The following is a 21,605-nucleotide window of genomic DNA, read 5'->3' on the forward strand; positions in this document are numbered from 1 at the left end:
CACCGCCTCAAAACTGTGTAACCACCGTCACGCCTGCCGTCTCGAACCGGTCCATGTTCACCAGTGCATCAATCGACTGCTCAAGGCTGATGGTTTTGCCCACCAGTTTTTCCGGGGCTAGCTTGCCGCTGTTGATCATCTCGAGCATGGCACCGTAGCGGTGTGCCTGCATGCCATGGCTGCCGCAGATTTCCAGTTCGTGGGCAATCACCTTGGCCATCGGCACGGCCGGGCTGGCGTGGTCGGCGAGCATCAGGCCTACCTGTACGTGCCTGCCGCGACGGCGCAGGTTATTGATCGAGTTGAAGCAGGTGGTCGGATGGCCCAATGCGTCCAGCGATACATGCGCACCGCTCTTGGTAATCTCCATCACCGCTTCGGCAACGTCCGCCACCTGAGTGGCGTTGATGGTGGCAACGGCGCCTAGCGCGCGTGCCAGCGCCAGTTTGTCATCGGCAATATCGACTGCCACCACATTCGCGCCCAGGGCGTTGGCAATCATCACCGCCGACAGGCCAACCCCACCGCAGCCGTGTACGGCGACCCACTGGCCAGCGCTGACCTTGCCTTGATCGACTACCGCGCGGAATGAGGTGACGAAGCGACAGCCAAGGCTTGCAGCGGTGGCATAGTCCATCGATTCGGGCAGCGCGACCAGGTTCAGATCCGCCTGGTAGATGCCCACGTATTCGGCGAACGAACCCCAGTGGGTGAAGCCAGGTTGGAACTGGCTGTGGCAGACCTGCTGATTGCCGCTATTGCATTCAGGGCAGGCACCGCAGCCGCCCACAAACGGCACAGTGACGCGGTCACCAACCTGCCACCGGCTGACGTGGCTGCCGACCTCGGCAATGACTCCGGCAAGTTCATGCCCTGGCACGTGCGGCAACTGAATGTCGGGATCATGGCCTTTCCAGCCATGCCAGTCGCTGCGGCATACGCCGGTGCCCTTGACCTTGATGACCACGCCGTGGCGCTCCGGGGTTGGGTCGGCAACGCTCATCAGGCGCGGTGGCTGGTTAAAGGCTTCGTACACTACAGCTTTCATGGCAACGACCTCCGTGTGCAAGGCAGCACAATCTGATTCAACGCTTGGGGTGCGTTCAATTATCCAGAATCAAGCTGAAATTGCCTTTCAGAGTGCAATTGACTTTGAGCATTGGCTGAAATTAACTTCGCTTAAAGCCATTCCTTTTGAAGAGTACTGTCATGCTCGAGCGCCTGGACAAGGTAGATATTGCGATTTCAGACAAACTGCAACGCGACGGCAGGCTGTCCAACGTCAAGCTTGCCGAGCAGTTGTCCTTGAGCGAAGCCTCCTGTTGGCGAAAGCAAAAGCGCCTGGAGCAGTGTGGGATCATCGAAGGCTACCAGGCGGTGCTCAACAGAAAGAAGCTGGGCCTGGGGGTGATGGCTTTCGTGCAGATTTCCTGCACAGACCACAGTGAGGAAGCGACTGCAAAATTCGAACGGATCATCGAATCGGCGCCGCAGGTGCTGAGCTGTCACAACACTACCGGGGAGGCAGACTTTTTGTTGCAGGTAGTGGCCAGAGATCTCGACAGCTACAGCCGTTTTGTTGAAAAAGTGCTGAGAACCCTGCCGGGTGTTGCCAGTATCAGGTCCAATATTTCCCTGCGTGAACTGAAGACCTCCAATCGACTGCCGGTGACCGAGCTTGTGAGTATTTGACAGGCGGATGCCAGTGACCAGAGCGTCGTACGCTCTGGTTACTGGCGAAGCTCATTCAGCCAAGCGGCGCTGTGGTTACCCCGTCAAGCTGACGCCAGATCTGCAGTGGGTTGTCTTGCTTGAGCGCATCAGGCAGCAAGGCATCCGGCAGGTTCTGATAGCACACCGGGCGCAGGAAGCGCTCGATGGCGGTCGAGCCGACCGACGTGCTGCGGCTGTCGGAGGTGGCCGGGAAGGGGCCGCCGTGGACCATCGCATCGCAGACTTCGACGCCGGTAGGAAAGCCGTTGACCAGCACCCGCCCGGCTTTCTTCTCCAGCGTCTGCACCAGGCTGCGCGCAACCTCAAGGTCCTGCTCCGTCAACTGCAGGGTTGCGGTCAGCTGACCTTCAAGCGACCTGGCGAAGGCCAGCATCTGGTCCACGCTCTGGCAACTGATGACGATTGCCGCAGGGCCGAACACTTCTTCCAGCAGCTGCGGGTTGGCCGCGACATTGGCGAAGGTCGTGCGGTACAGATGACCCTGCGCTTGCGTCGCGCCAGAAGGCGGCTGGCCAGCGGCAACCAGTGCTGTGTCGGGCTGCGCAGCGATCCGTTGCAGGCCGGTCAGGTAAGCGTCGTGGATGCCCGGTGTGAGCATCGTCTGGCTGGCCTTGTCAGCCAGGCAGGCACCGGCACGGGCAACGAACGTTTCCAGCTCGGGCCCTGCAACGGCCAGCAGGATGCCTGGGTTGGTGCAGAACTGGCCGGCGCCCAGTGCCAGCGCGTCGGTAAAGCCTGCAGCGATTGTCTCGGCTCGCGCTGCCAGTGCGCCTGGCAGCAGGAACACCGGGTTGACGCTGCTCATTTCGGCATACACCGGGATCGGCTCGGTACGCGCCGCGGCTGCCCGCAGCAAGGCCAGGCCACCGCTGCGCGAGCCGGTGAAGCCAACGGCCTTGATGGCCGGGTGAGCGACCAGTTGTTGGCCAACGTCATTGCCGTCACCGACCACCAGCGAGAAGGTGCCTTCGGGCAGTTCCAGCTGCTGTACAGCCTGTTGGATCACGCGCCCGACCAGCTCACTGGTGCCCAGGTGCGCCCGGTGCGCCTTGACGATTACCGGGCAGCCTGCGGCCAATGCCGAGGCCGTGTCACCGCCTGCGACCGAGAACGCCAGCGGGAAGTTGCTGGCGCCGAACACCACCACCGGCCCTAGCGCCACCTTGCACATGCGCAGATCCGGGCGCGGCAGTGGCGCTCGGTCGGGCAGGGCAGAGTCGAAGGTCGCCTGCTGCCAGCGGCCTTGGCGCAGCACCGAGGCAAACAGGCGCAGTTGGCCCACGGTACGCCCGCGCTCACCTTCCAGGCGGGCCAGGGGTAGCCCGGTCTCGCTGTGGGCGCGCTCGAGCAGCGTTGCGCCCAGGCCGACCATACCGTCGGCAATCGCTTCGAGAAGCTGCGCGCGCCGTTCCGGGCTGGTCGAACGCAAACTGTCAAAGGCCTGGTCAGCAAGCTCGCACGCCTGATTGACCAAGGCGGCGCTAGCGCAGTTGAACACAGGGGCGGGGATAGCCTCTTGAGTCGCGGGGTTGATCGCCAGCAGTTCACGGCCTTGGCCACGAAGCAGTTGATGACCGATTATTTGTTCGCCGGTAAGTGGCATTGGTGTACTCCGTAAGCCTGTTATTTGTCAGAAGAAATCGGCTGCTTCAACAGCAACAGGTAAGCCATGGCAGCAACCGCTGCGACGACGGCGCTGATGAGGAATGCCGAGGCGAACGAGCCCGATTGCTGAATGCTGAAGCCGGTAACGATCGGCGCCACTGAACCTGCCAGGTAGCCGCCAAAGTTCTGAATGGAGCCGAAAGACGCGACCTGGCGGCTGTCGACGATGGTGTTGGCGATCATCCAGGCGGTGGAGCTGGCCATGTTGATGCTGAACAAGGCGCAGCAGAGCAGGGCCAGGCTGAGCACAATGCCGCTGCCAAAGGCCAGGGGGACGGTGAACGCCGCTGCTGCCAGCAACGCACTGACCACCACCCGTTTGCGACTGCCCAGCACCGTGCCGCCTTTTTTCACCAGGCGATCGCAGAGCCGGCCGGCGACGATGGTGCCCAAGGCGCCGAACACGTAAGCCAACGACACCACCCAGGCGGTCTGGTACAGGCCCAGACCGTGCTCGCGCTCGAAGTAGCCGGGCAGCCAGGTCAGGTGCAACCAGAGCATGTAGATCACGCCCATGAAGCCCAGCACTGCGCCCCAGGTGCTTTTGTGGCGGAACAGTTCAGCCCAGGCGCTGAGCTGGGATTTCAAACTTGGCTTTGGCGCCACGTTGACCTGCTGCTGAGTTTGCGACGCCAGCAGGCGCTCGCGTTCTTCGGCAGGCAATTCGGCCAGGTAACGCTCCTTGCTCTTGTAGAAGGCGAACCAGCACAGCGCGATGACGATGCCGAACACACCGGTGGCGATGAACATCCCACGCCAGCCCCAGTTGATCATCAGCAGGGTCAGCAGCGGCGGGGCGATGCAAGGGCCAATACAGGTCGAGGACAGCACGATGCCGGTGGGCGTCCCGCGTTTCTCTGCCTCGAACCATTCCGCCAGAGCCTTGGCCGCCGAGGGGAACATCGGCGCTTCGCCGATCCCCAGCGCGATGCGCAAGCCGATGAAGGCCGAGAAGCTGTTGATCAGGCCCGAGGCGGTCTGCGCCACCGACCAGCCCAACAGGGCGGCGCCGAGCGAGAGTTTGCTGCCCAGGCGATCGATGATCACCCCCAGTGGCAGTTGCGAGAAGGCATAGGCGAGGGAAAACGCCGACAGCAGAATGCCCATCTGCGAAGGCGTGATAGCCATGTCGCGCTGGATCGAGGTGTTGGCAATCGACAGGGCGCTGCGGTCGACATAGTTGATGATGCCGATCACCAGCAGCAGGCTGACAGTGATGAACTGGTATTTCTTGAACGGGTTTCGGCTGGCCACCGTATCCGCGGTGCGGTCAAGCTCGGCTTGCGCATATTTACTGGTCATGGCTGTTCACTTTTATTGTTATTGGGAATTAGCAGTTGGCTTGGGCTTACATGGACGCCTCGAGTATCCAGCGGTAGTCCTCGGCACTGGCTTCACGCGGATTGGTGCGGTGGCTATGGTCGGCCAGGGCACCCTGGATGATGCCTGGGAACATCGCTTCGCTGACGCCCAGTTCACGCAGGCCTGTCGGCAGGCCCAGGGCACGGGTCATGTCACGCAGGGCCGTTTCGATCTGGCTGTCGTCGGCCAGGCCCATGGCCTGGGCAATGCGCTGCGTCTTCTGTTCAGCGGTCATCGTTGCCGCCTGGCGATTGAAGGCAATCACCGCCGGCAAGAAGATCGCGTTGAGCGTGCCGTGGTGCAGGCGTGGATTGATGCCGCCCAGCGCGTGGCTCAGGCTATGCACACAGCCCAGGCCTTTCTGGAATGCCAGGGCGCCCTGCAGTGAAGCGCTCATCATGTTGGTGCGCGCTTCGAGGTTTTGCGGGTCGGCGGTGGCGGCGGTGATGAAGCGCCAGGCGCGCCATAGCCCGTCCAGGGCAATGCCGTCAGCCGGCGGGTTGAACGCAGGTGCCATGAACGTCTCGAGGCAGTGCGCAATTGCGTCCATGCCGGTAGCAGCGGTCATTGCGGCGGGCAAACCTACGGTCAGCGCAGGGTCGCAGATGGCCGATTTGGGCACTACATGCGGGGAGATCACGCCGACCTTGCGACCGTCATCGAGGATCAGGATGGCGCCGCGACCAACTTCGCTGCCCGTGCCCGCAGTGGTCGGTACCGCAATCACTGGCGCAGTGGCGGCGGTGATGTGGGCAAGGCCGCCCTCGATCACCGCAAAGCGCTTCAGTGGGCCCTCATGGCGGGCGCAGACGGCCACGCCTTTGGCCAGGTCGATGGCCGAGCCGCCACCGATGGCGATGATGCCGTCGCAGTTACATTCGTGGAACATGGCGACCGCTTCGCGGACTGCACTCTCGTTTGGGTTGGGTGGCGTGGCGTCGTAAATCGGCAAGGCCATGTCAGCGCCTTCGAAGGCGTCAAGCGCCCGGTCGACCAGCCCGGCGGCGCGTACGCCGCGGTCGGTCACGATCAAAGGTCGGGTTATACCAATGCGTTGGCATTCGGCGGGCAGCAGCGCAATCGCGCCGACCTCGAACTGGATTTGAGTGATGTAGTTGATCAGGGACATGCGCTCTCCTGGAGCCTTTTGGCGTTGTTGTTTTTGGCCAATCTCAGGGCCGTCCTGGCGCACTGGGTGCGTCATCGTGCGGGGCCAGTATAGAAATCCGCAGACGGCTGTGGTACTGAGAACAATCCATACAGCTATAACCAGGACTCATAGCCAATGACGCCATCGCTGAACTCGATCATGTCCCGGCTGCACGCCAGGCATCTGCGCCTGTTGATCGAGCTGGATGCGCACCGCTCGTTGCTCGGCGCGGCCGACAGCGTTGGGCTTACTCAACCCGGTGCGAGCAAGGCGTTGCAGGAGATCGAAACGACGTTTGGCACGCTGCTGTTCAAACGCACCAACCGCGGCCTGGAGCCGACCGCTGCGGGCCACTGCGCGATCAGATCCGCTCGGGTGATCCAGACCGACCTGTCCAATCTGCGGCATGACCTCGATGCGATTTTGCGTGGGGTCGGCGGCAGGCTTGCGGTGGGCGCGATCATGGGCGCGGTGCCGCTGCTGATGAAGGCAGTGTCCGAGCTCACGGCGATCCAGCCGGAAATGTCCTTCGAGATCGTCGAGGGCACCAGCCAGTTTCTGCTTAGCCAGATTGAAAGTGGCCGCCTGGACATGGCCGTGTGCCGAACCTCTGTCAGCAGCTCACCGCATTTGTTCGCCAGTGAGTTCGTCCAGCACGAGACACTTGCAGTGATCGCCAGCGTCGATCATCCGCTCAAGAACGCCGCGACCTTGAGCCTTGAGCAACTGGCCGAGAACCGCTGGATTGTCTACCGGGCGAACATGCCCATGCGCGTACAGCTTGAACGTGAATTCCACGATGCCGGCCTGCGCTTCCCGCTGCACCTGGTAGAAACCACGTCGATTCTGGCGACGTTGTCGCTGTTGCAGAACCAGCCTGAGTTCGTCGCGCTGGTGTCTATCGATGTGGCCCAACAGTGTCTGCAGCATCACCGCATCTGCATTCTGCCGCTGGCGATCCAATCGGTGAGCGACCCGTATGAGCTGGTGACACGCCAGGCCAGTCAGGAAACGCCCGCCATGCAGCAGCTTCGCGGTTTGCTGCTCAGCGCTGCTGGCAGCTCGACGCGTTAAGACGCGTTAATTAGCGAGCCAGTGCTCACACGCCGCCGTCATCCGCTGCCGGGTCGGCGCATCGGCCGGAATCAGATGCTCGATCCGTAGCGACTCAACGGTGATGTCCAGCGGCATGCCGAAGGTGGTGAAGGTCGACAGAAACCTCAGCTCACCCTCCGCTGTATTCACCCGCGTCAGCAACACCGGCGTGGCTGCGGGCGCGTGCAGTTGAGCAGCGGGCGCCGGCAGCTCGCGTATCAACTGCGCGAGCTCGGAATTGGTCACGGCCTCCCGCGATGCACGCTGCCAGGCGACGGCGCGAATCTCATCGGCATTGGCCAGGCGATCACCCAAGCCGCCGGGGCGCAGCAGGGTGTCGAGCAAATTCAGCCGCGCAGTCGCCTCAGGCGCGATGCCGGCCATGGCAAACAGCAAGCCGGCACTGGCATTGGCCGCGGTGACATCCCAGTTGCTGGCGATGACGATGGCCGGCGCCGGGTTGTTCGCGTGCAGAATATGCTCGATAGCTTCGTGGACCATCTGCAGCCCCGGCGCATCCAGCGGCGAGGTGGCGTAGCGCGGGGCGTAGCCGGCGGCGACGAACACCTGGTTGCACTGCTCCAGCGGTGTGGCGAGGGCCGAGAGCAGGGCATGCAGGGTGCTCGGACTGGCCTTGGCACGGCCGGTTTCGACACAGCTCAAATGGCGCTGGGAAACGCCGGCCAGCAGCGCCAGCTCGAGCTGGCTGAGGCGCGCCTGCTGGCGCAACTGACGCACCTGCTGGCCGGCCGAGATGCCTGCTGGCGGTTGCGGGTGATGGAAGATTGGGTGGTTCATGGCTCGACTCTGACCGTCCTTGGTGCCCTGTGTCGATGACCTGTCAGGTCATTGAGAGCGCGCAACACTATCACTACTCTGCCGGCGAACCCTACCAAGGAGTGGCTGATGAACCTGCGTTTGCTTGCCTTGATCTTGCTGGTGCCGTTTGCGGCGTATACCGGCTGGACGCTGATGAATGCCGAGCAGTCGCTCGTGGCGTTTGGTCTTGAGCTGATGGCTCGACCGGATACGGCCCAGGTCGTTATTGACCTCTACATGATGGCGGGCCTTGGCTGCTGCTGGATGATCAGCGATAACCGCTCGCGTGGTGGATCATGGCTTGCGCTATTGCCTTACCTGCTGCTGACCGCTGTTTTCGTGTCGTTGGGCCCGCTGCTCTATCTGGCCATTCGAGGTGTAGCTCGGGCGCGGCAAATATGAAGGCGCCATTGCTGCACCCGCTGGCCAATTGGCCCGCTGTGCAGCAATGGCGTTTCATCAAAACAGCTTGACCGTGTAGCTCAGAATCAAACGATTCTCGTCAATATCGGTGCGGTAGTTCGAGCGCGCCATGACGTTGCGTACCCGTACTCCCAGCCCCGCCAGTGGTCCACTCTGCACCACATAGGCAAGGTCCAGGTCGCGTTCGCGGTCACGGCCCTCGAAGCCAAGACCTGTCTCCACATCGCGGCCTTTGACGTAGCGCAGCGTTGAGGTCAGCCCCGGCAGCCCGAGGGCGACGAAGTTGTAGTCATGGCGCACCTGCCATGAACGCTCACCAGGTGCGGAAAACTCGTAGGTCGGCAGGGTGTTGCCCATCGGGTTGGTGTTGGCGCCGACCTGGATGAAGCCGTCATCGCCGCCAATCTGCTGATAGCCGACATAGAAGGTGTGCCCGCCGGTCTTGGCCGAGAACAGGCTGAACAGTGCGTGGTTGTCGTAGTTGCCGGCGATCTTGCGGCCGTCTTCACGGGCGTCGAAATAGCCGGCGTTCACGCCGAGCGTCCAGGCACCAAGCGGTTCGGCGTGCTTGAGGCTGTAAAAGCGCTGTTGGTAGATGTCTTCCAACTGTGCCTGCCAGACGCCGACGCTGGTGCGGTTGTCGTTGAAAGCATAGTCGGCGCCGACGTAGTTGAAGCGGTCGCTGGTAAAGCGTGCCAGGCGTGCCGGATTGATCGGGTCGTTGACCAGGGCATACATGTCCTGGCTGTTGGACGAATCGCGCAGGCTGGTCGAGCGAAACTGCCCTGCGCTAAGGGTCAGCCCGGCAATTTCGCGCGACTCGAGCATGGCGCCTTGATAGGTCGGCGGCAACAGGCGCAGATCACTGAACAGCAAGACGGGCAGGTTGGGCATCAACTCGCCGATCTTGAGCTCGGTCTGGGACAGCTTGAATTTAATCGCGGCGCCCATGCGGCTGTACTGGTCAGCCGACTCGCCGCTGTCGAGGCTGGGTAACAGGCCCGAGCGCGCATGTGCGGCGCTGCTGTCGAGCTTGAAGCCAAGCAGGCCGGTGAAGTCGAGGCCAACGCCGACGCTGCCCTGGGTATAACCCGAGCTGGCATTGAGGATAAAGCCCTGGGCCCATTCCTGGGTTCGCGATTGCGTGCTGGGGCCTTTGATGTCGGCGTAGTCACGGCTGAAAAGGTAATTACGTGCCTGCAGGGTGGCGCGGGCGCCTTCGATGAAACCTGCTTCTTCGGCGCTGGCTTCTGCACAAAGGGCGGCGGCGAGGCAGCCGCCAGTGAGGCGTGCGGTGGTGCTGGCAAAGCGCTGGGGCATCGGGCCGTGCATGGGAGTTACTCCTGAATTCGGGCAACAGCAAGCCGCCGCGGTGGCCTTGGCCTACCCACGTCGGTTTGCGTTCAAAGGGGGCGGCGAGCGGGCTCGGTGCCTGCTCGCGCTGCAGTCACGCCAGGCGTGCAGCCATCAGCGGTTTACCAGCTTGGCCGGCAGGGCAATCACCAGGAAGCAGCTGAACAGCAGGCACACGGCAAAGGCCCAGAGCGCAGCATGCGAGTTGCCGGTGAGGTCGGTGACCACGCCCATCAGCGAGTTGCTGACCAGCCCGGCAATGTTCGCCAGCGAGCAGGCGAGGGCGAAGCCGGTGGCCGCAGCCGTGCCTTTGAGGAAGGTCGCCGGCAAACTGAAGAACACCGGCACGGCGCCGATGATCGCCGCTGAAGCGACCGCGAAGAGAAACACGGTCATCACCAGGTTGTCGCTGAACAGGGTGCTGCTGGCCATGGCAATGGCACCGACGATGAACGGCACGATGATGTGCCAGCGGCGCTCGCGGTGACGGTCCGAGCTGGCGCCGATCATGAGCATGCCGACCAGCGCCGCCAGGCTCGGGATCGCCGTCAGCAAGCCAATGTGGAAGGTGTCGCTGACGCCTGCGTCGCGGATGAAGGTCGGCATCCAGAAGCCCATGGCATAAGCGCTGAGCAGGATCGAGAAGTCGATACCGCCGAGCATCCATACCTTCAGGTTGAAGAACCCGTCGCGAAAGCTGTGCTTGCTGCCTTTGCCCTCGGCATCATCTGCCGCCAGATCTGCCGCCAGCTGCGCCTTGTCTTCGGCCGACAGCCACTTGGCTTGCTGGAAATTGTTAGGCAATGCCCAGAACGTCAGGATGCCCAGCAGCACACTGGGGATGGCTTCAAGCAGGAACAGCCACTGCCAGCCATGCAGGCCCTGCACCTGGTCGAAGTTGCCCATGATCCAGCCGGAGATCGGCCCGCCGATCACGCTCGACAGGGGCAGACCGATCATGAACAGGGCGATGATCCGCCCACGCCGGTAGGTCGGGTACCACATGGTCAGGTAGAACAGTACTCCCGGCAAAAAGCCCGCTTCAGCGGCGCCGAGCAGAAAGCGCAGGACGTAGAACTGGGTGGTGCTGGTGACGAACATCGTGCAGGCCGAGAGCAGGCCCCAGGTGATCATGATGCGGGCGATCCACAGTTTGGCGCCGACACGCTGCAGGATCAGGTTGCTGGGTACTTCGAAGATGATATAGCCGACAAAGAACAAGCCTGCACCCAGGCCGTAGGCCGCGGTGCTGAATTGCAGGTCTTCAAGCATCTGCAGCTTGGCGAAGCCGACGTTGATGCGGTCCAGATATGCAGCGAGGTAGCAGAAACACAGGAAGGGGATGAGCCTCCAGGTGATTCGGCGGTACAGTGCTTGGGTGCCATGATCGGTATCAGCATGGACCGTGGTTGCGTTCGCAATTGGCATTTCCTGTCTCCTGGCGGGCGACTTTGTGGTTGTTTTTCAAGCCAGCAGTTTTCGACGCTCCAGGCGCGCAGCGCACTATACGCGGCAAGCGTGGACGGCGTCACAAGGCCCTTGTCTGCTCCTGCGGGGCGACCCCTGGACAGCAGGTGGTCATGGAACGGGCTTCCCGCACCGTTCCTTGATTGTTATGGGTAGATCGCGCCTGGTATTAACTGGCCAGGCGTTGCAACTGCTCGATGGCGTGCTGACGGCTGATCACATCGCCGTACTTGCTGTCGATGTCGAACAGGTTGGCTTCGTGCGGGTCGTTGTGCCGGTCACCGACGCACTCGCGCACCACGATGGTTCTGAACCCATGCTGCAGTGCATCCACCGCGCTGGCGCGGATGCAGCCGCTGGTGGAGCAGCCGGCCAGCACCACCGTGTCCACCCCTTGTGCATGCAGTAGTGAGGCCAGGCTGGTGCCGAAAAACGCACTGGCGTACTGCTTGCTGATCACTGTCTCCTCCGCGCGTGGCAGCACCGCTGCACAAAATTCGGCGAGCGGGTTGCCTTCGACCATGTCTTTCATCACCGGCGCCTTGAGCACCCACACGCCGCCATCGGCAAAATGCGGGGTCTGGTAGCGGATGTTGGTGTGGACCACTAACGTACCGCACTCCCGGGCCAGTGCCAGCAGGCCTGCGGCCTGCTCGACGGCGCTGACTACGCCGGGCGCATACAGCGGCGCGCCGGGGGTGGTGTAGCCCTGCATGAAGTCGATCATCAACAGGGCCGCCTTGCGGCCGAAGCCAATCCTCTGCCCCCAGACGCCTTGGTAGTTGCCGCTGGCGCTCTGTATATCGCTCATGATTGCCTCCCGGTTCAGTAAGCGCCAGACAACAGGGCGCCAGCGCCGGGTACAACCGGCTCCAGGTCGAGTGCCTTGAGCATTGCGTAAGTGGTGGCGATGGCTGCGGTGACCACCGGCTTGCCGGTCAGCGCCTCGACCTTGGCCACCGCTGGCAGCGACTGCATCTGCACGCAGGCCGACAGCACCACTACATCGACGCCTTCCAGGTTCATGCCGGCAACGATGCCTGGCAGGTTGGCCGGGTCGTGGCGGGCCACGGCGAGGTTGTCGGGGATCTCCAGTGCGCGCCAGTCCTGCACCTCGAAGCCTTCTTCGCGGATGTAGTTGACCACCAGTTCGGTCAGCGGCTTCATGTACGGGGCAACGATCGCAATGCGTTTGGCCTTCATCACATGCAGCGCATCCACCAGTGCGCCGGCGCTGGTGATCACTGGCGCCAGCGCCTCGTTGTCGGCGGTGGCCTGTTGCAGGCGCTTCTCGGAGACGCGGTGATAGCCCAGGCCCATGGCCATGATCGCCACCAGGCAGGCATAGCCGAGCACGTCTACCCTGGCGTCGGACAGCTCCAGTGCGCAGCGATCGGACTCTCCGTCCATGGCCGCCAGTTCTTCCTTTTTTACCTGCTTCATGCGCATGCGGCTGGAGTGGAAGGTGAAGCGCTCCGGGCGGATCGTCTGACGGGCCAGCAGCATCGCCGGGATTTCGGTTTCCATGGTGGTGTTCGAACTCGGCACGATCTGGCCGATACGGTAGAGCTTGGTCATCGTGGAGGCTCCGTCAGCTAAGGGGATGGTCGAGGAAGGTGCCAAAGGCGGCGAAGAAGCCTGGCAGATCATCCCAAGGGATCATGTGACCGGCGTTGTCGACTTGAACCACCTCGATATCAGGCTTGAGTTCTCGAATCTCGGCGATGTCCTGAGGCTGGATGACGCCACCGCGACCGGCCACCATCAGCAGCGTCGGCTGGGTGACATTGGCCAGGTCCTGGTGCATGTCAACGTCATGGAAGTCGTTGAACGCCCGCACGATCGCCGGCTCGTGGCAGGTGTGCAGCCACTCGGCACGCAGGGCCAGCTGTTCGTCGCTCCAGGTCGGGCAGAAGGTGCGCATGTCATCGCCGCTCATGCCGGTTTGGGCCTGGCGGATGGAGTCGACATACCAGGGCAACTTGCTTGGGTACTCGCGCCGACCCGGCCCGGACACCGGCGGGTCGATCAACACCAGCCGCTGCAAGCCCGGAGCACCGCGTGCCGCGGCGCGCAGGGCAAAACGCGCGCCCATCGAATGACCAATAAGGTGGTAGCTGCTCAGGCCCAAGGCCTGGGCGAATGCCGGGATGTCTGCCGCGCAGGCCTCGCTGCCGTAGTCCAGATCCGGTCCGCTCGAGGACAGGCCGCGGCCGCGCACATCCAGTACGTAGGTATCGAAGTGCTGGCCCAGACGCTCGGCAACGAAGCCCCAGGTGATCGCCGGGCTGGTGATGCCCGGTATCAGCAGCAGCGTCGGGCCATTGCCGCCGTAGCGCAGGTAGTGCTGGCGAATGCCGTTGGCGCTGACATTGCCGCCGGCGATGAAGGTGCTCATGCCGCCTCCCCACTTTTCAGCGTCTGGGCGTAGAGGTCATAGCCGTAGACCCAGGCGGGATCTTCCTGGGTGTAGAGGAAGGTGTTGGCGTTGGACACCGCTTGTACCCGCGAAGCACGTTCCTTGCGGTTGGCCTCGTACAGGGCGAAGGCGGTGTGGTGGTCGCTCAGCCCGGTTTCCTGCAGACAGCGGGTGAGCATGGCCGCATCTTCGATGGCCATGCAGGCGCCCTGGGCCATGTGCGGTTTCATCGGGTGGCAGGCATCGCCAAGCATCACCAGCCGGCCACGGCTCCACAGCGGCAGCGGATTGCGGTTGCGCAGCGGCCACTTGGTGATCGATTCGGTCGCGCCTATCAGCTTTTGTACGGTGGGGTGGTAGCCGTCGAATGCGGCGCGCATTTCTTCCTGGCTACTGTCGACGTAGGCACCCTGGAAGTCCCAGGCCTCGTGCGGCACGCCGGTGACGAAGTAGTACTCGTCACGCTTGCCGGTGGTGTAGTAGACCATCATGTGGCGGTCTTCGGTCCACCACTTGATGCAGTCTTCGAAGACGTCGGCATGCTGCGCCAGATGCTCACCGCGGATCAGTGCTCGATGGGCAACCCAGCCGCTGTAGATCGGCGCTTCGGCGCCCAGCAGCTCTTCGCGGATCTTGGAGTGGATGCCGTCGGCGCCGATGACGATGTCGGCCACGGTATGGCTGCCGTCGGCGAAGTCCAGGCGCACTTCGTCACCCTGATCGACGATTTTTTCCAGGCGTTTGCCGAAGTGCACGGTGCCGGGCTTGATCGCATCCATCTGCAGGGCGTGCAGGTCGCCACGGTGAATGGTGATGTAAGCGGCGCCGTATTCGCGGCGGGCGAACTCGCCGAGCGGGATGCGCGACAGGTAGTCGCCAGTGTTGCCGTCGCGGCTGAACCAGAAGTCCGGGTGACAACCCATCAGCTCGAGCTTCTGCTCAAGGCCCATGCGGCGGAAGATTTTCATCACGTTGGGGCCGATATGAATACCTGCACCAAGGCGGGTGAATTGCGGTGCCTGCTCGTACACCTCGACGTCGAAGCCTGCCTGTTGCAGCAATGTGGCGGCGGCTGCGCCACCCAGACCTGCACCGACGATTGCGATTTTCTGCCTACCGCGCATGGGTATCTCTCCTCTTGTTCTGTTGTGTGGTCAGCGACTGCGCCGCTCGACGTATTCGAGTGTATACGCTTTAAAATTTCAAATGGAATAGGTTTCTTGAAATATTTTATGGCGGGTTCGTGATCGCGCTTTATTTAGCTTTTGGTAACGTATTTGTTGGATATGTGTGAATCGGTAACGTTCGTACTGACCACTTGCGCTCTCCGTCAAGATGAGTTTCTATTTGCTGACTTGCAGTGTATGCGCTATTAATTTGCACCGTGATCGCGCGCTGCGCACTGTGACGGTGCAGCTTTGATCAGCCCATCAACCCATGCCAGGAGAGACCCATGCCGGTCAGCAATGCACAACTCACGCAGATGTTCGAACACGTACTCAAGCTGTCCCGCGTCGACCACACGCAGAGTGTCGCCGTGCTCAAGAGCCATTACTCCGACCCGCGCACGGTCAATGCGGCAATGGAAGCTGCACAGCGCCTCAACGCCAAGGTCTATGCGGTGGAGCTGCCATCGTTCAACCACCCGACGGCAATGGGCAACGATATGACCGCCTACTGTGGTGACACGGCCCTGACCGGCAACCTGGCTGCGCAGCGGGCGCTGGAAGCGGCTGACTTGATCGTCGATACGATGATGTTGCTGCACTCGCCCGAGCAGGAGCAGATCCTCAAGACCGGTACGCGCATCCTGCTGGCCGTCGAACCGCCTGAAGTGCTGGCGCGGATGCTGCCCAGCGAGGACGACAAGCGCCGCGTGCTGGCCGCCGAAGCCCTGCTCAAGCAGGCGCGCACAATGCATGTGCGGTCCAAGGCCGGCAGTGACTTTCATGCGCCGCTCGGCCAGTACCCTGCAGTAACCGAGTATGGCTATGCCGATGAGCCGGGCCGCTGGGATCACTGGCCCAGCGGCTTTCTGTTCACCTGGCCGAACGAGGACAGCGCCGAGGGCACGCTGGTACTGGATGTGGGCGATATCATCCTGCCGTTCAAGAACTACTGCCGTGAACGCATCACGCTGGAGATCGACAAGGGGTTCATCACCGCCATCCACGGCGGCTTCGAGGCCGAGTACCTGCGTGATTACCTGAAATACTTCAACGACCCCGAGGTCTACGGCATCTCTCACATTGGCTGGGGCCTGCAGCCGCGCGCGCAATGGACCGCCATGGGTCTGCACGACCGCAATGACGGCATGTGCATGGACGCCCGGGCGTTCTATGGCAATTTCCTGTTCTCGACCGGCCCCAACACCGAGGTCGGGGGCAAGCGCAAGACCCCCTGCCATCTGGATATCCCGCTGCGTAACTGCGATATCTATCTGGACGACAAGGCAGTCGTGGTGGCGGGCGATGTAGTCGCACCCGAGGAGTCCAGGGCGCGATAGCGGTTATACTGGCCCGGCGCTCCGCTGTCGGGGGCCGGCCAGCTCAACCTAGGTAGCCCAGCTCATCCCATGATCAAGAAAACCTCCGCACAATCTGCTGTGCCTGATACTGCCCCCTACGATGTCACCGAACAGATCGGCCACCTGCTGCGCAAGGCCTACCAGCGGCACACGGCGATCTTCCAGCAGCACGCCTGCGACCCGCAGCTCACCTCGATCCAGTTCGTTACCCTGTGTGCCTTGCGCGACCATGGGCCCAGCTCCCAGGCCGAGCTGATCAAGGCCACTGCAGTCGATCAAGCGACCATTCGCGGCATCGTCGACCGGCTCAAAGCTCGCGAGCTGGTGCAGCTGTCGCCGGATCCGAGTGACAAGCGCAAGGTCATCGTCGAACTCACCGAGCCTGGCGCGGCGTTGCTGGATGCGATGATCCCCTGCGCCCGGCAGATCAGTCAGCTGAGCATGGGCTGCCTGAATGCCGGCGAACAGGTGGCAATCCTGTTTCTCCTGCGCAAGATGATCGACAGTGACGAGGCCGCTGGCTGAGCACTGCGCCCAGTCCGCAGCAATCGCCCGCGACACTCCAAGGCACATCTCTGGCCTGCTTCTTGCTCGTTCATTTCATGTAGTGAGTACTTACTGAAAAAGCGCCCCCTTTTGAGTTGATTGGTAGCGCTCGGGTACTCGCCTTTGAATGGCAAGCAACCTCCAGAGATGAGCCCACCATGCAAATCAACCTGTGCCTGCGCGTCAATGGCCAGCCGGTCGAAGTCAGTGCCATGGCCGACACACCACTGCTGCTGATCCTGCGCAACGATCTCTGTTTGAACGGCCCCAAGTACGGCTGCGGCCTTGGCGAGTGCGGCGCGTGCACGGTGATCATCGATGGCGTCGCCGCACGCTCCTGCGTGATCCCGCTGGCAGGCGCCGCCAACCGCGATATCACCACCCTCGAAGGGCTGGGCGACAAAAGCGCGCCGCATCCGGTGCAGCAGGCGTTTATCGACGAGCAGGCAGCCCAGTGCGGCTACTGCATGAACGGCATGATCATGACGGCCAAGGCCTTGCTTGATCGCATCCCCGATGCCAGCGACGAGCAGATCCGCAACGAGCTGTCCGGCAACCTGTGCCGCTGCGGCACCCATGTCGAAATCCTGCGTGCCGTGCGCCGCGCTGCTGGCCGCCTGGCCGAGATTCGGAGCTGAACATGAACCACTCCCAACACGTACCCAGCCGCGACCAGTTGCTGGGCAAGACCGGCGTCCTGCTGATTGTCGACCAGATCACGCCGCCCTCGGGGCCGGTGGCCAAGGGCGTGACGCCGACGCTCAAGGCGTCCGAGCTGGCGTTGTTCCTGGCCGTCAGTGATGACGGCATGGTCTACGCCTTCAACGGCCATGTCGACCTCGGCACGGGCATTCGCACCTCGCTGGCGCAGATCGTTGCCGAAGAACTCGACCTGCGCATGGACCAGGTGCACATGGTCCTCGGCGATACCGAGCGGGCGCCCAATCAGGGCGCGACCATCGCCAGCGCAACCTTGCAGATTTCTGCCGTGCCGCTGCGCAAGGCGGCGGCTACCGCGCGGCGTTTCTTGCTCGAGCAGGCAGCGCAGCGGCTTGGCTGCCAGGCCGACACCCTGCGCATCGAAGAGGGCACGCTGCTCGCCGGCGATGGCCGCAGCGTGCGCTTTGCCGAGCTGCTCGAGGGCCGCAAGCAGCAATTGCGGATCAGCGACGATGCACCGTTGAAGGTTGTTGCAGACTACCGTCTGGTCGGGCGCAGCGCTGCGCGGGTGGACATCCCCGGCAAGGCCACGGGCGAGTTGACCTATGTGCACGACATGCGCTTGCCGGACATGCTCCATGGCCGAGTGATCCGCCCGCCCTATGCGGGCCATGACAGCGGCGACTTCGTCGGCAACAGTCTGCTCGCGGTGGACGAGTCATCCATCGCCCATCTGCCCGGGGTCGTCGCCGTGGTGGTCATCCGCGACTTCATTGGTGTTGTCGCCGAACGCGAAGAGCAGGCGATCCGCGCCGCGCAGGCGCTCAAGGTCAGCTGGAAGCCGCTGACCGGCAAGCTCCCCGACCTGACTGACATCGCCCAGGCAATCCGCGACAACCCGCGCGTGCAGCGGGTGGTGCTCGACCAGGGCAATGTCGATGACGGCATCGCCAACGCCAGCCAGCGCCTTAGCCGCAGCTACCTCTGGCCGTATCAGCTGCATGCTTCGATTGGCCCGTCCTGTGCTTTGGCCGACTTCACCGATGGGCCGATTCGGGTCTGGTCCGGCACCCAGAACCCGCACCTGTTGCGGGCGGACCTGGCATGGTTGCTGGAATGCGCCGAGGAGCGCATCGAGATCATCCGCATGGAAGCGGCGGGCTGTTACGGGCGCAACTGTGCCGATGACGTATGCGCCGATGCGGTGCTGTTGTCGCGCGCTGTGGGCCGCCCTGTGCGGGTGCAGCTGACTCGCGAGCAGGAGCATGCCTGGGAGCCCAAAGGCACCGCGCAGTTGATGGAAATTGATGGCGGCCTGAATGCCGATGGCACGGTCGCGGCCTATGACTTCCAGACCAGCTACCCGTCGAATGGCGCGCCAACCCTGGCGCTGTTGCTGACCGGCGCAGTGGAGCCGGTACCGGCACTGTTCGAGATGGGCGACCGCACCTCGATCCCGCCCTATGATTACGAGCATATGCGCGTCACCATCAACGACATGACGCCGCTGGTGCGTGCGTCGTGGATGCGCGGCGTGTCGGCGATGCCCAACAGTTTTGCCCATGAGTCGTATATCGATGAGCTGGCATTTGCCGCGGGTGTCGACCCGGTCGAATATCGTCTCAAGCACCTGACTGATCCGCGCGCGATCGACCTGATCAACGCCACCGCCGAGCGCGCCGCCTGGCAGCCGCATAGCGAGCCGATGCAGACGCCTGCCGAGGGCGACATCCTGCGCGGTCGTGGTTTCGCCTACGCGCGCTACATTCACAGTAAATTCCCAGGCTTTGGTGCTGCCTGGGCGGCCTGGGTCGCCGATGTCGCGGTCGACCGGCGCACCGGTGAAGTGGCGGTCACCCGGGTGGTGATCGGCCATGATGCCGGCATGATGGTCAACCCTGATGGTGTGCGGCACCAGATCCACGGCAACGTGATCCAGTCCACAAGTCGCGTACTCAAGGAGCAGGTCAGTTTTGAGGAGTCGACGGTGGTCAGCAAGGAGTGGGGCGGCTACCCGATTCTGACCTTCCCCGAGGTGCCGCAAATCGACGTGCTGATGCTGCCGCGTCAGCACGAGCCGCCAATGGGCAGCGGCGAGTCGGCTTCGGTGCCGAGTGCGGCGGCGATTGCCAACGCGATATTCGATGCCACCGGGATCCGCTTCCGCGAACTGCCGATCACCGCCGAACGGGTGCGCGCAGCGCTCGCAGGCGATGGCCAGGCAGACGAGATGCAGCCACCGCCAGCGCCTGCGGCAAAACGCTCGAAATGGTGGTTCGGCTCGCTCGCCGGTGTATTTGGCGCGGCGCTGGGCATGGCTGCCACGGCACTGCCCTGGCGCGCTGAAATCCCCCGGGTGACACCCCCGGCGGCAGGCAGCTGGTCAGCGTCGATGCTGGAGCGCGGCCGGCAGGTGGCAGCTGCCGGTGATTGTGCGGTGTGTCATACGGTCAGCGGCGGCAAGGTCAATGTCGGTGGGCTGGCCATGGACACGCCGTTTGGCACGCTGTACAGCACCAATATCACGCCGGACCCGGAAACCGGCATTGGCCGCTGGTCATTCGCTGCGTTCGAGCGGGCCATGCGCGAAGGCATCAGCCGCGATGGTCGGCACCTGTACCCGGCGTTTCCCTACACCTCGTTTCGCAACATCACTGACGGCGACATGCAGGCGCTGTATGCCTACCTGATGTCGCAGACGCCGGTGCGCCAGGAGGCATCGGTCAACCAGATGCGCTTCCCGTTCAACCAGCGGCCATTGATGGCGGGCTGGAACGCGCTGTTTCTCAAGCGCGGCGAGTATCAACCCGATCCGCAGCGCAGCGCACAGTGGAACCGGGGCGCCTACCTGGTCGAGGGCCTTGGCCACTGCGCGGCCTGCCACTCGCCACGCAATCTGCTGGGTGCGGAGCAGGGCGGTCAGCGCTATCTGGCGGGCGGCATGGTCGACGGCTGGGAGGCGCCAGCACTGAATGCGCTGGGCAAGGGGGCGACGCCCTGGAGCGAGAGCGAGCTGGTTACGTACCTGAGCACTGGCTTTTCAGACAAGCATGGTGTCGCGGCTGGGCCGATGGGGCCGGTGGTCAGCGAGCTGGCCACCTTGCCGCAGAGTGACGTGCAAGCGATAGCGCATTACCTCGCTTCCCTCGACGGCGCGCCCCAGGCTGCTGCTGCCAAGCCAGTAGCGCAGGTGGATGCGCAGGTTTCGATCAGCAATGGCGAGCGTGTGTTCAAAGGCGCGTGCATGGCCTGTCACAGCGATGGGTTGGGGCCGAAGCTGTTTGGTGTGAGCCCGTCGATGGCGGTCAACAGCAATGTACACAGCGCGCTGCCAGACAACCTGCTGCGGGTGATCCTGCATGGCATTGCCACTCCGGCAACGCCCGATCTGGGCTACATGCCGGCGTTCAAGGACAGCTTGTCCGACCGCCAGGTGGCGGACTTGAGTGCTTATCTGCGACAGCGCTTTGCCAGCGACCAGCCGGCCTGGCAAGGCTTGGCCGGCAAAAGCGCGCAGGTGCGGGCCAACCCTGGCAGCCATTGACTGTGACGCCTAGCGGCGCAGGCCGCGCAGGGCGAGGTCGCTGATAAATGCCAGCCAGTCGGCCTTGGCCTGCCTGGCGCCAAGGTCGACAGCCAGGAACGAACTCAGCGTGTACCGGTTGGAGTTATAGAAATAGCAGAGCGAGGCGATCATCAGGTAGCTGTGCTGGATGTCGATATCGGCGCGGAACAGGCCCTGGGCCTGGCCAGCCTCGATGATCGGGCGCAGCACGCCTACCGCCTCGCCGGCCAGTGCCGTGAGGTTCTGTGACTGCTTGACGTGCTTGCCTTGGTGGAGGTTTTCAGTGGCCAGGAGGGTGACGAACTCGGGGTGCTTTACGTAGTAGTCCCAGATGAACGCCACCAGCTGCCGTAGCGCCTGCTCGGGGTCGGCGAGGTCCAGGCGTAGTTTGGCTTCGGCCTGATTGAAGCTTGCATAGATATGCTCAAGCACGCAGATGAACAGTTTTTCTTTGTTGCCGAAGTAGTAGTAGATCATCCGGTCGTTGGAGTTGGCCAACGATGAGATCTGTTCGATGCGCCCGCCGGTGAAGCCTTCCTTGCTGAAGACCGTTACTGCGGCCTGGAGGATATTGTGCTTGGTGCGGTCGGCCTGTAGGGCACGAACGCCGGTTTTTCGAGTCGGCATGGGGGTCACTGAGCGGCTGTGCAGAGCGGTAACAGTGCCATACCTAGGGGGCGGCTGTTGGTGTATTTGAGCTTAGCCACTCCCGCAGCAGGTCTGTGTAGGAGCGGCCTTGTGTCGCGAAAGGGTCGCGTAGCGGCCCCAGCGATCTGCGGTGTTGCACAAATCCTGGGGCCGCTACGCAGCCCTTTCGCGA

Annotated in this window: 19 protein-coding genes; 7 read left to right on the forward strand and 12 right to left on the reverse strand. The window is 62.9% G+C overall.

Features of this window, described 5'->3' with window-relative positions; genetic code table 11:
• Nucleotides 1–7 precede the first annotated feature (7 nt).
• Nucleotides 8–1,048, reverse strand: coding sequence for a zinc-dependent alcohol dehydrogenase family protein (locus tag ACQZ2L_RS07435; RefSeq protein ID WP_430325446.1), 1,041 nt, complete (start codon nt 1,046–1,048; stop codon nt 8–10).
• A 161-nt stretch (nt 1,049–1,209) separates the two neighbouring features.
• Here ACQZ2L_RS07435 and ACQZ2L_RS07440 point away from each other — a divergent pair, with 161 nt between their 5' ends.
• A complete protein-coding gene (locus ACQZ2L_RS07440; protein ID WP_430325447.1) occupies nt 1,210–1,692 on the forward strand; it encodes an Lrp/AsnC family transcriptional regulator in 483 nt (160 codons plus the stop codon).
• Between the two features lie 55 nt (nt 1,693–1,747).
• On the opposite strand, the gene ACQZ2L_RS07445 is transcribed toward ACQZ2L_RS07440, so the two are convergent.
• From ACQZ2L_RS07445 to ACQZ2L_RS07455, 3 genes are read right to left on the reverse strand one after another with little or no spacing between them, the layout of a single operon-like run.
• Nucleotides 1,748–3,337, reverse strand: a complete 1,590-nt coding sequence (locus ACQZ2L_RS07445) for an aldehyde dehydrogenase (NADP(+)) (RefSeq protein ID WP_430325448.1) — start codon at nt 3,335–3,337, stop codon at nt 1,748–1,750.
• 20 nt (nt 3,338–3,357) lie between these two features.
• Nucleotides 3,358–4,701: an MFS transporter gene (locus tag ACQZ2L_RS07450; RefSeq protein WP_430325449.1), complete on the reverse strand. Its 1,344-nt coding sequence runs from the start codon at nt 4,699–4,701 to the stop codon at nt 3,358–3,360.
• Nucleotides 4,702–4,747: 46 nt separating this feature from the next.
• Nucleotides 4,748–5,890 carry an iron-containing alcohol dehydrogenase gene (locus ACQZ2L_RS07455; protein ID WP_430325450.1) on the reverse strand — a complete coding sequence of 381 codons (1,143 nt, stop codon included), beginning with the start codon at nt 5,888–5,890 and terminating at the stop codon, nt 4,748–4,750.
• 156 nt (nt 5,891–6,046) lie between these two features.
• Between ACQZ2L_RS07455 and ACQZ2L_RS07460 the strand changes: the two genes are divergently transcribed.
• On the forward strand, nt 6,047–6,985 hold the full coding sequence (locus ACQZ2L_RS07460) for a LysR family transcriptional regulator (protein WP_430325451.1): 939 nt from the start codon (nt 6,047–6,049) through the stop codon (nt 6,983–6,985).
• A 6-nt stretch (nt 6,986–6,991) separates the two neighbouring features.
• On the opposite strand, the gene ACQZ2L_RS07465 is transcribed toward ACQZ2L_RS07460, so the two are convergent.
• A complete protein-coding gene (locus ACQZ2L_RS07465; RefSeq protein ID WP_430325452.1) occupies nt 6,992–7,804 on the reverse strand; it encodes a helix-turn-helix domain-containing protein in 813 nt (270 codons plus the stop codon).
• 108 nt (nt 7,805–7,912) lie between these two features.
• On the opposite strand from ACQZ2L_RS07465, the gene ACQZ2L_RS07470 reads away from it, so the two are divergent.
• Nucleotides 7,913–8,227: a DUF2834 domain-containing protein gene (locus tag ACQZ2L_RS07470; RefSeq protein ID WP_430325453.1), complete on the forward strand. Its 315-nt coding sequence runs from the start codon at nt 7,913–7,915 to the stop codon at nt 8,225–8,227.
• Nucleotides 8,228–8,284: 57 nt separating this feature from the next.
• Here the strand turns inward: ACQZ2L_RS07470 and ACQZ2L_RS07475 are convergent, their stop codons facing one another.
• From ACQZ2L_RS07475 to ACQZ2L_RS07500, 6 genes are all read right to left on the reverse strand, one after another.
• Entirely contained in the window at nt 8,285–9,580 is a 1,296-nt protein-coding gene (locus ACQZ2L_RS07475) for an OprD family porin (protein WP_430325454.1), read from the reverse strand.
• A gap of 135 nt (nt 9,581–9,715) precedes the next feature.
• Nucleotides 9,716–11,029 carry an MFS transporter gene (locus ACQZ2L_RS07480; protein ID WP_430325455.1) on the reverse strand — a complete coding sequence of 438 codons (1,314 nt, stop codon included), beginning with the start codon at nt 11,027–11,029 and terminating at the stop codon, nt 9,716–9,718.
• A gap of 208 nt (nt 11,030–11,237) precedes the next feature.
• Nucleotides 11,238–11,879, reverse strand: coding sequence for an N-carbamoylsarcosine amidohydrolase (locus ACQZ2L_RS07485; protein WP_430325456.1), 642 nt, complete (start codon nt 11,877–11,879; stop codon nt 11,238–11,240).
• A gap of 14 nt (nt 11,880–11,893) precedes the next feature.
• Entirely contained in the window at nt 11,894–12,646 is a 753-nt protein-coding gene (locus tag ACQZ2L_RS07490; protein ID WP_430325457.1) for a maleate cis-trans isomerase family protein, read from the reverse strand.
• Between the two features lie 13 nt (nt 12,647–12,659).
• Nucleotides 12,660–13,466, reverse strand: coding sequence for an N-formylmaleamate deformylase (nicD, locus tag ACQZ2L_RS07495; RefSeq protein WP_430325458.1), 807 nt, complete (start codon nt 13,464–13,466; stop codon nt 12,660–12,662).
• A complete protein-coding gene (locus tag ACQZ2L_RS07500) occupies nt 13,463–14,611 on the reverse strand; it encodes an FAD-dependent monooxygenase (RefSeq protein ID WP_430325459.1) in 1,149 nt (382 codons plus the stop codon). The genes nicD and ACQZ2L_RS07500 overlap by 4 nt, the downstream gene beginning before the upstream one ends.
• Before the next feature lie 329 nt (nt 14,612–14,940).
• On the opposite strand from ACQZ2L_RS07500, the gene ACQZ2L_RS07505 reads away from it, so the two are divergent.
• From ACQZ2L_RS07505 to ACQZ2L_RS07520, 4 genes are all read left to right on the forward strand, one after another.
• Complete coding sequence (locus ACQZ2L_RS07505; RefSeq protein ID WP_430325460.1) at nt 14,941–15,993, forward strand: 2,5-dihydroxypyridine 5,6-dioxygenase; 1,053 nt, start codon at nt 14,941–14,943, stop codon at nt 15,991–15,993.
• A 69-nt stretch (nt 15,994–16,062) separates the two neighbouring features.
• Complete coding sequence (locus tag ACQZ2L_RS07510) at nt 16,063–16,539, forward strand: MarR family winged helix-turn-helix transcriptional regulator (protein WP_430325461.1); 477 nt, start codon at nt 16,063–16,065, stop codon at nt 16,537–16,539.
• A 179-nt stretch (nt 16,540–16,718) separates the two neighbouring features.
• Nucleotides 16,719–17,198 carry a (2Fe-2S)-binding protein gene (locus ACQZ2L_RS07515; RefSeq protein ID WP_430325462.1) on the forward strand — a complete coding sequence of 160 codons (480 nt, stop codon included), beginning with the start codon at nt 16,719–16,721 and terminating at the stop codon, nt 17,196–17,198.
• A 2-nt stretch (nt 17,199–17,200) separates the two neighbouring features.
• Nucleotides 17,201–20,764 (forward strand): molybdopterin cofactor-binding domain-containing protein, encoded by a 3,564-nt coding sequence (locus tag ACQZ2L_RS07520; RefSeq protein WP_430325463.1) that lies wholly within the window; start codon nt 17,201–17,203, stop codon nt 20,762–20,764.
• Between the two features lie 9 nt (nt 20,765–20,773).
• Here ACQZ2L_RS07520 and ACQZ2L_RS07525 read toward each other — a convergent pair whose 3' ends face one another.
• Nucleotides 20,774–21,412 (reverse strand): TetR/AcrR family transcriptional regulator, encoded by a 639-nt coding sequence (locus ACQZ2L_RS07525; RefSeq protein ID WP_430325464.1) that lies wholly within the window; start codon nt 21,410–21,412, stop codon nt 20,774–20,776.
• Nucleotides 21,413–21,605 lie beyond the last annotated feature (193 nt).

The organism is Pseudomonas shirazensis (assembly GCF_050496565.1).
In the GTDB taxonomy this organism is placed as follows: domain Bacteria; phylum Pseudomonadota; class Gammaproteobacteria; order Pseudomonadales; family Pseudomonadaceae; genus Aquipseudomonas; species Aquipseudomonas shirazensis_A.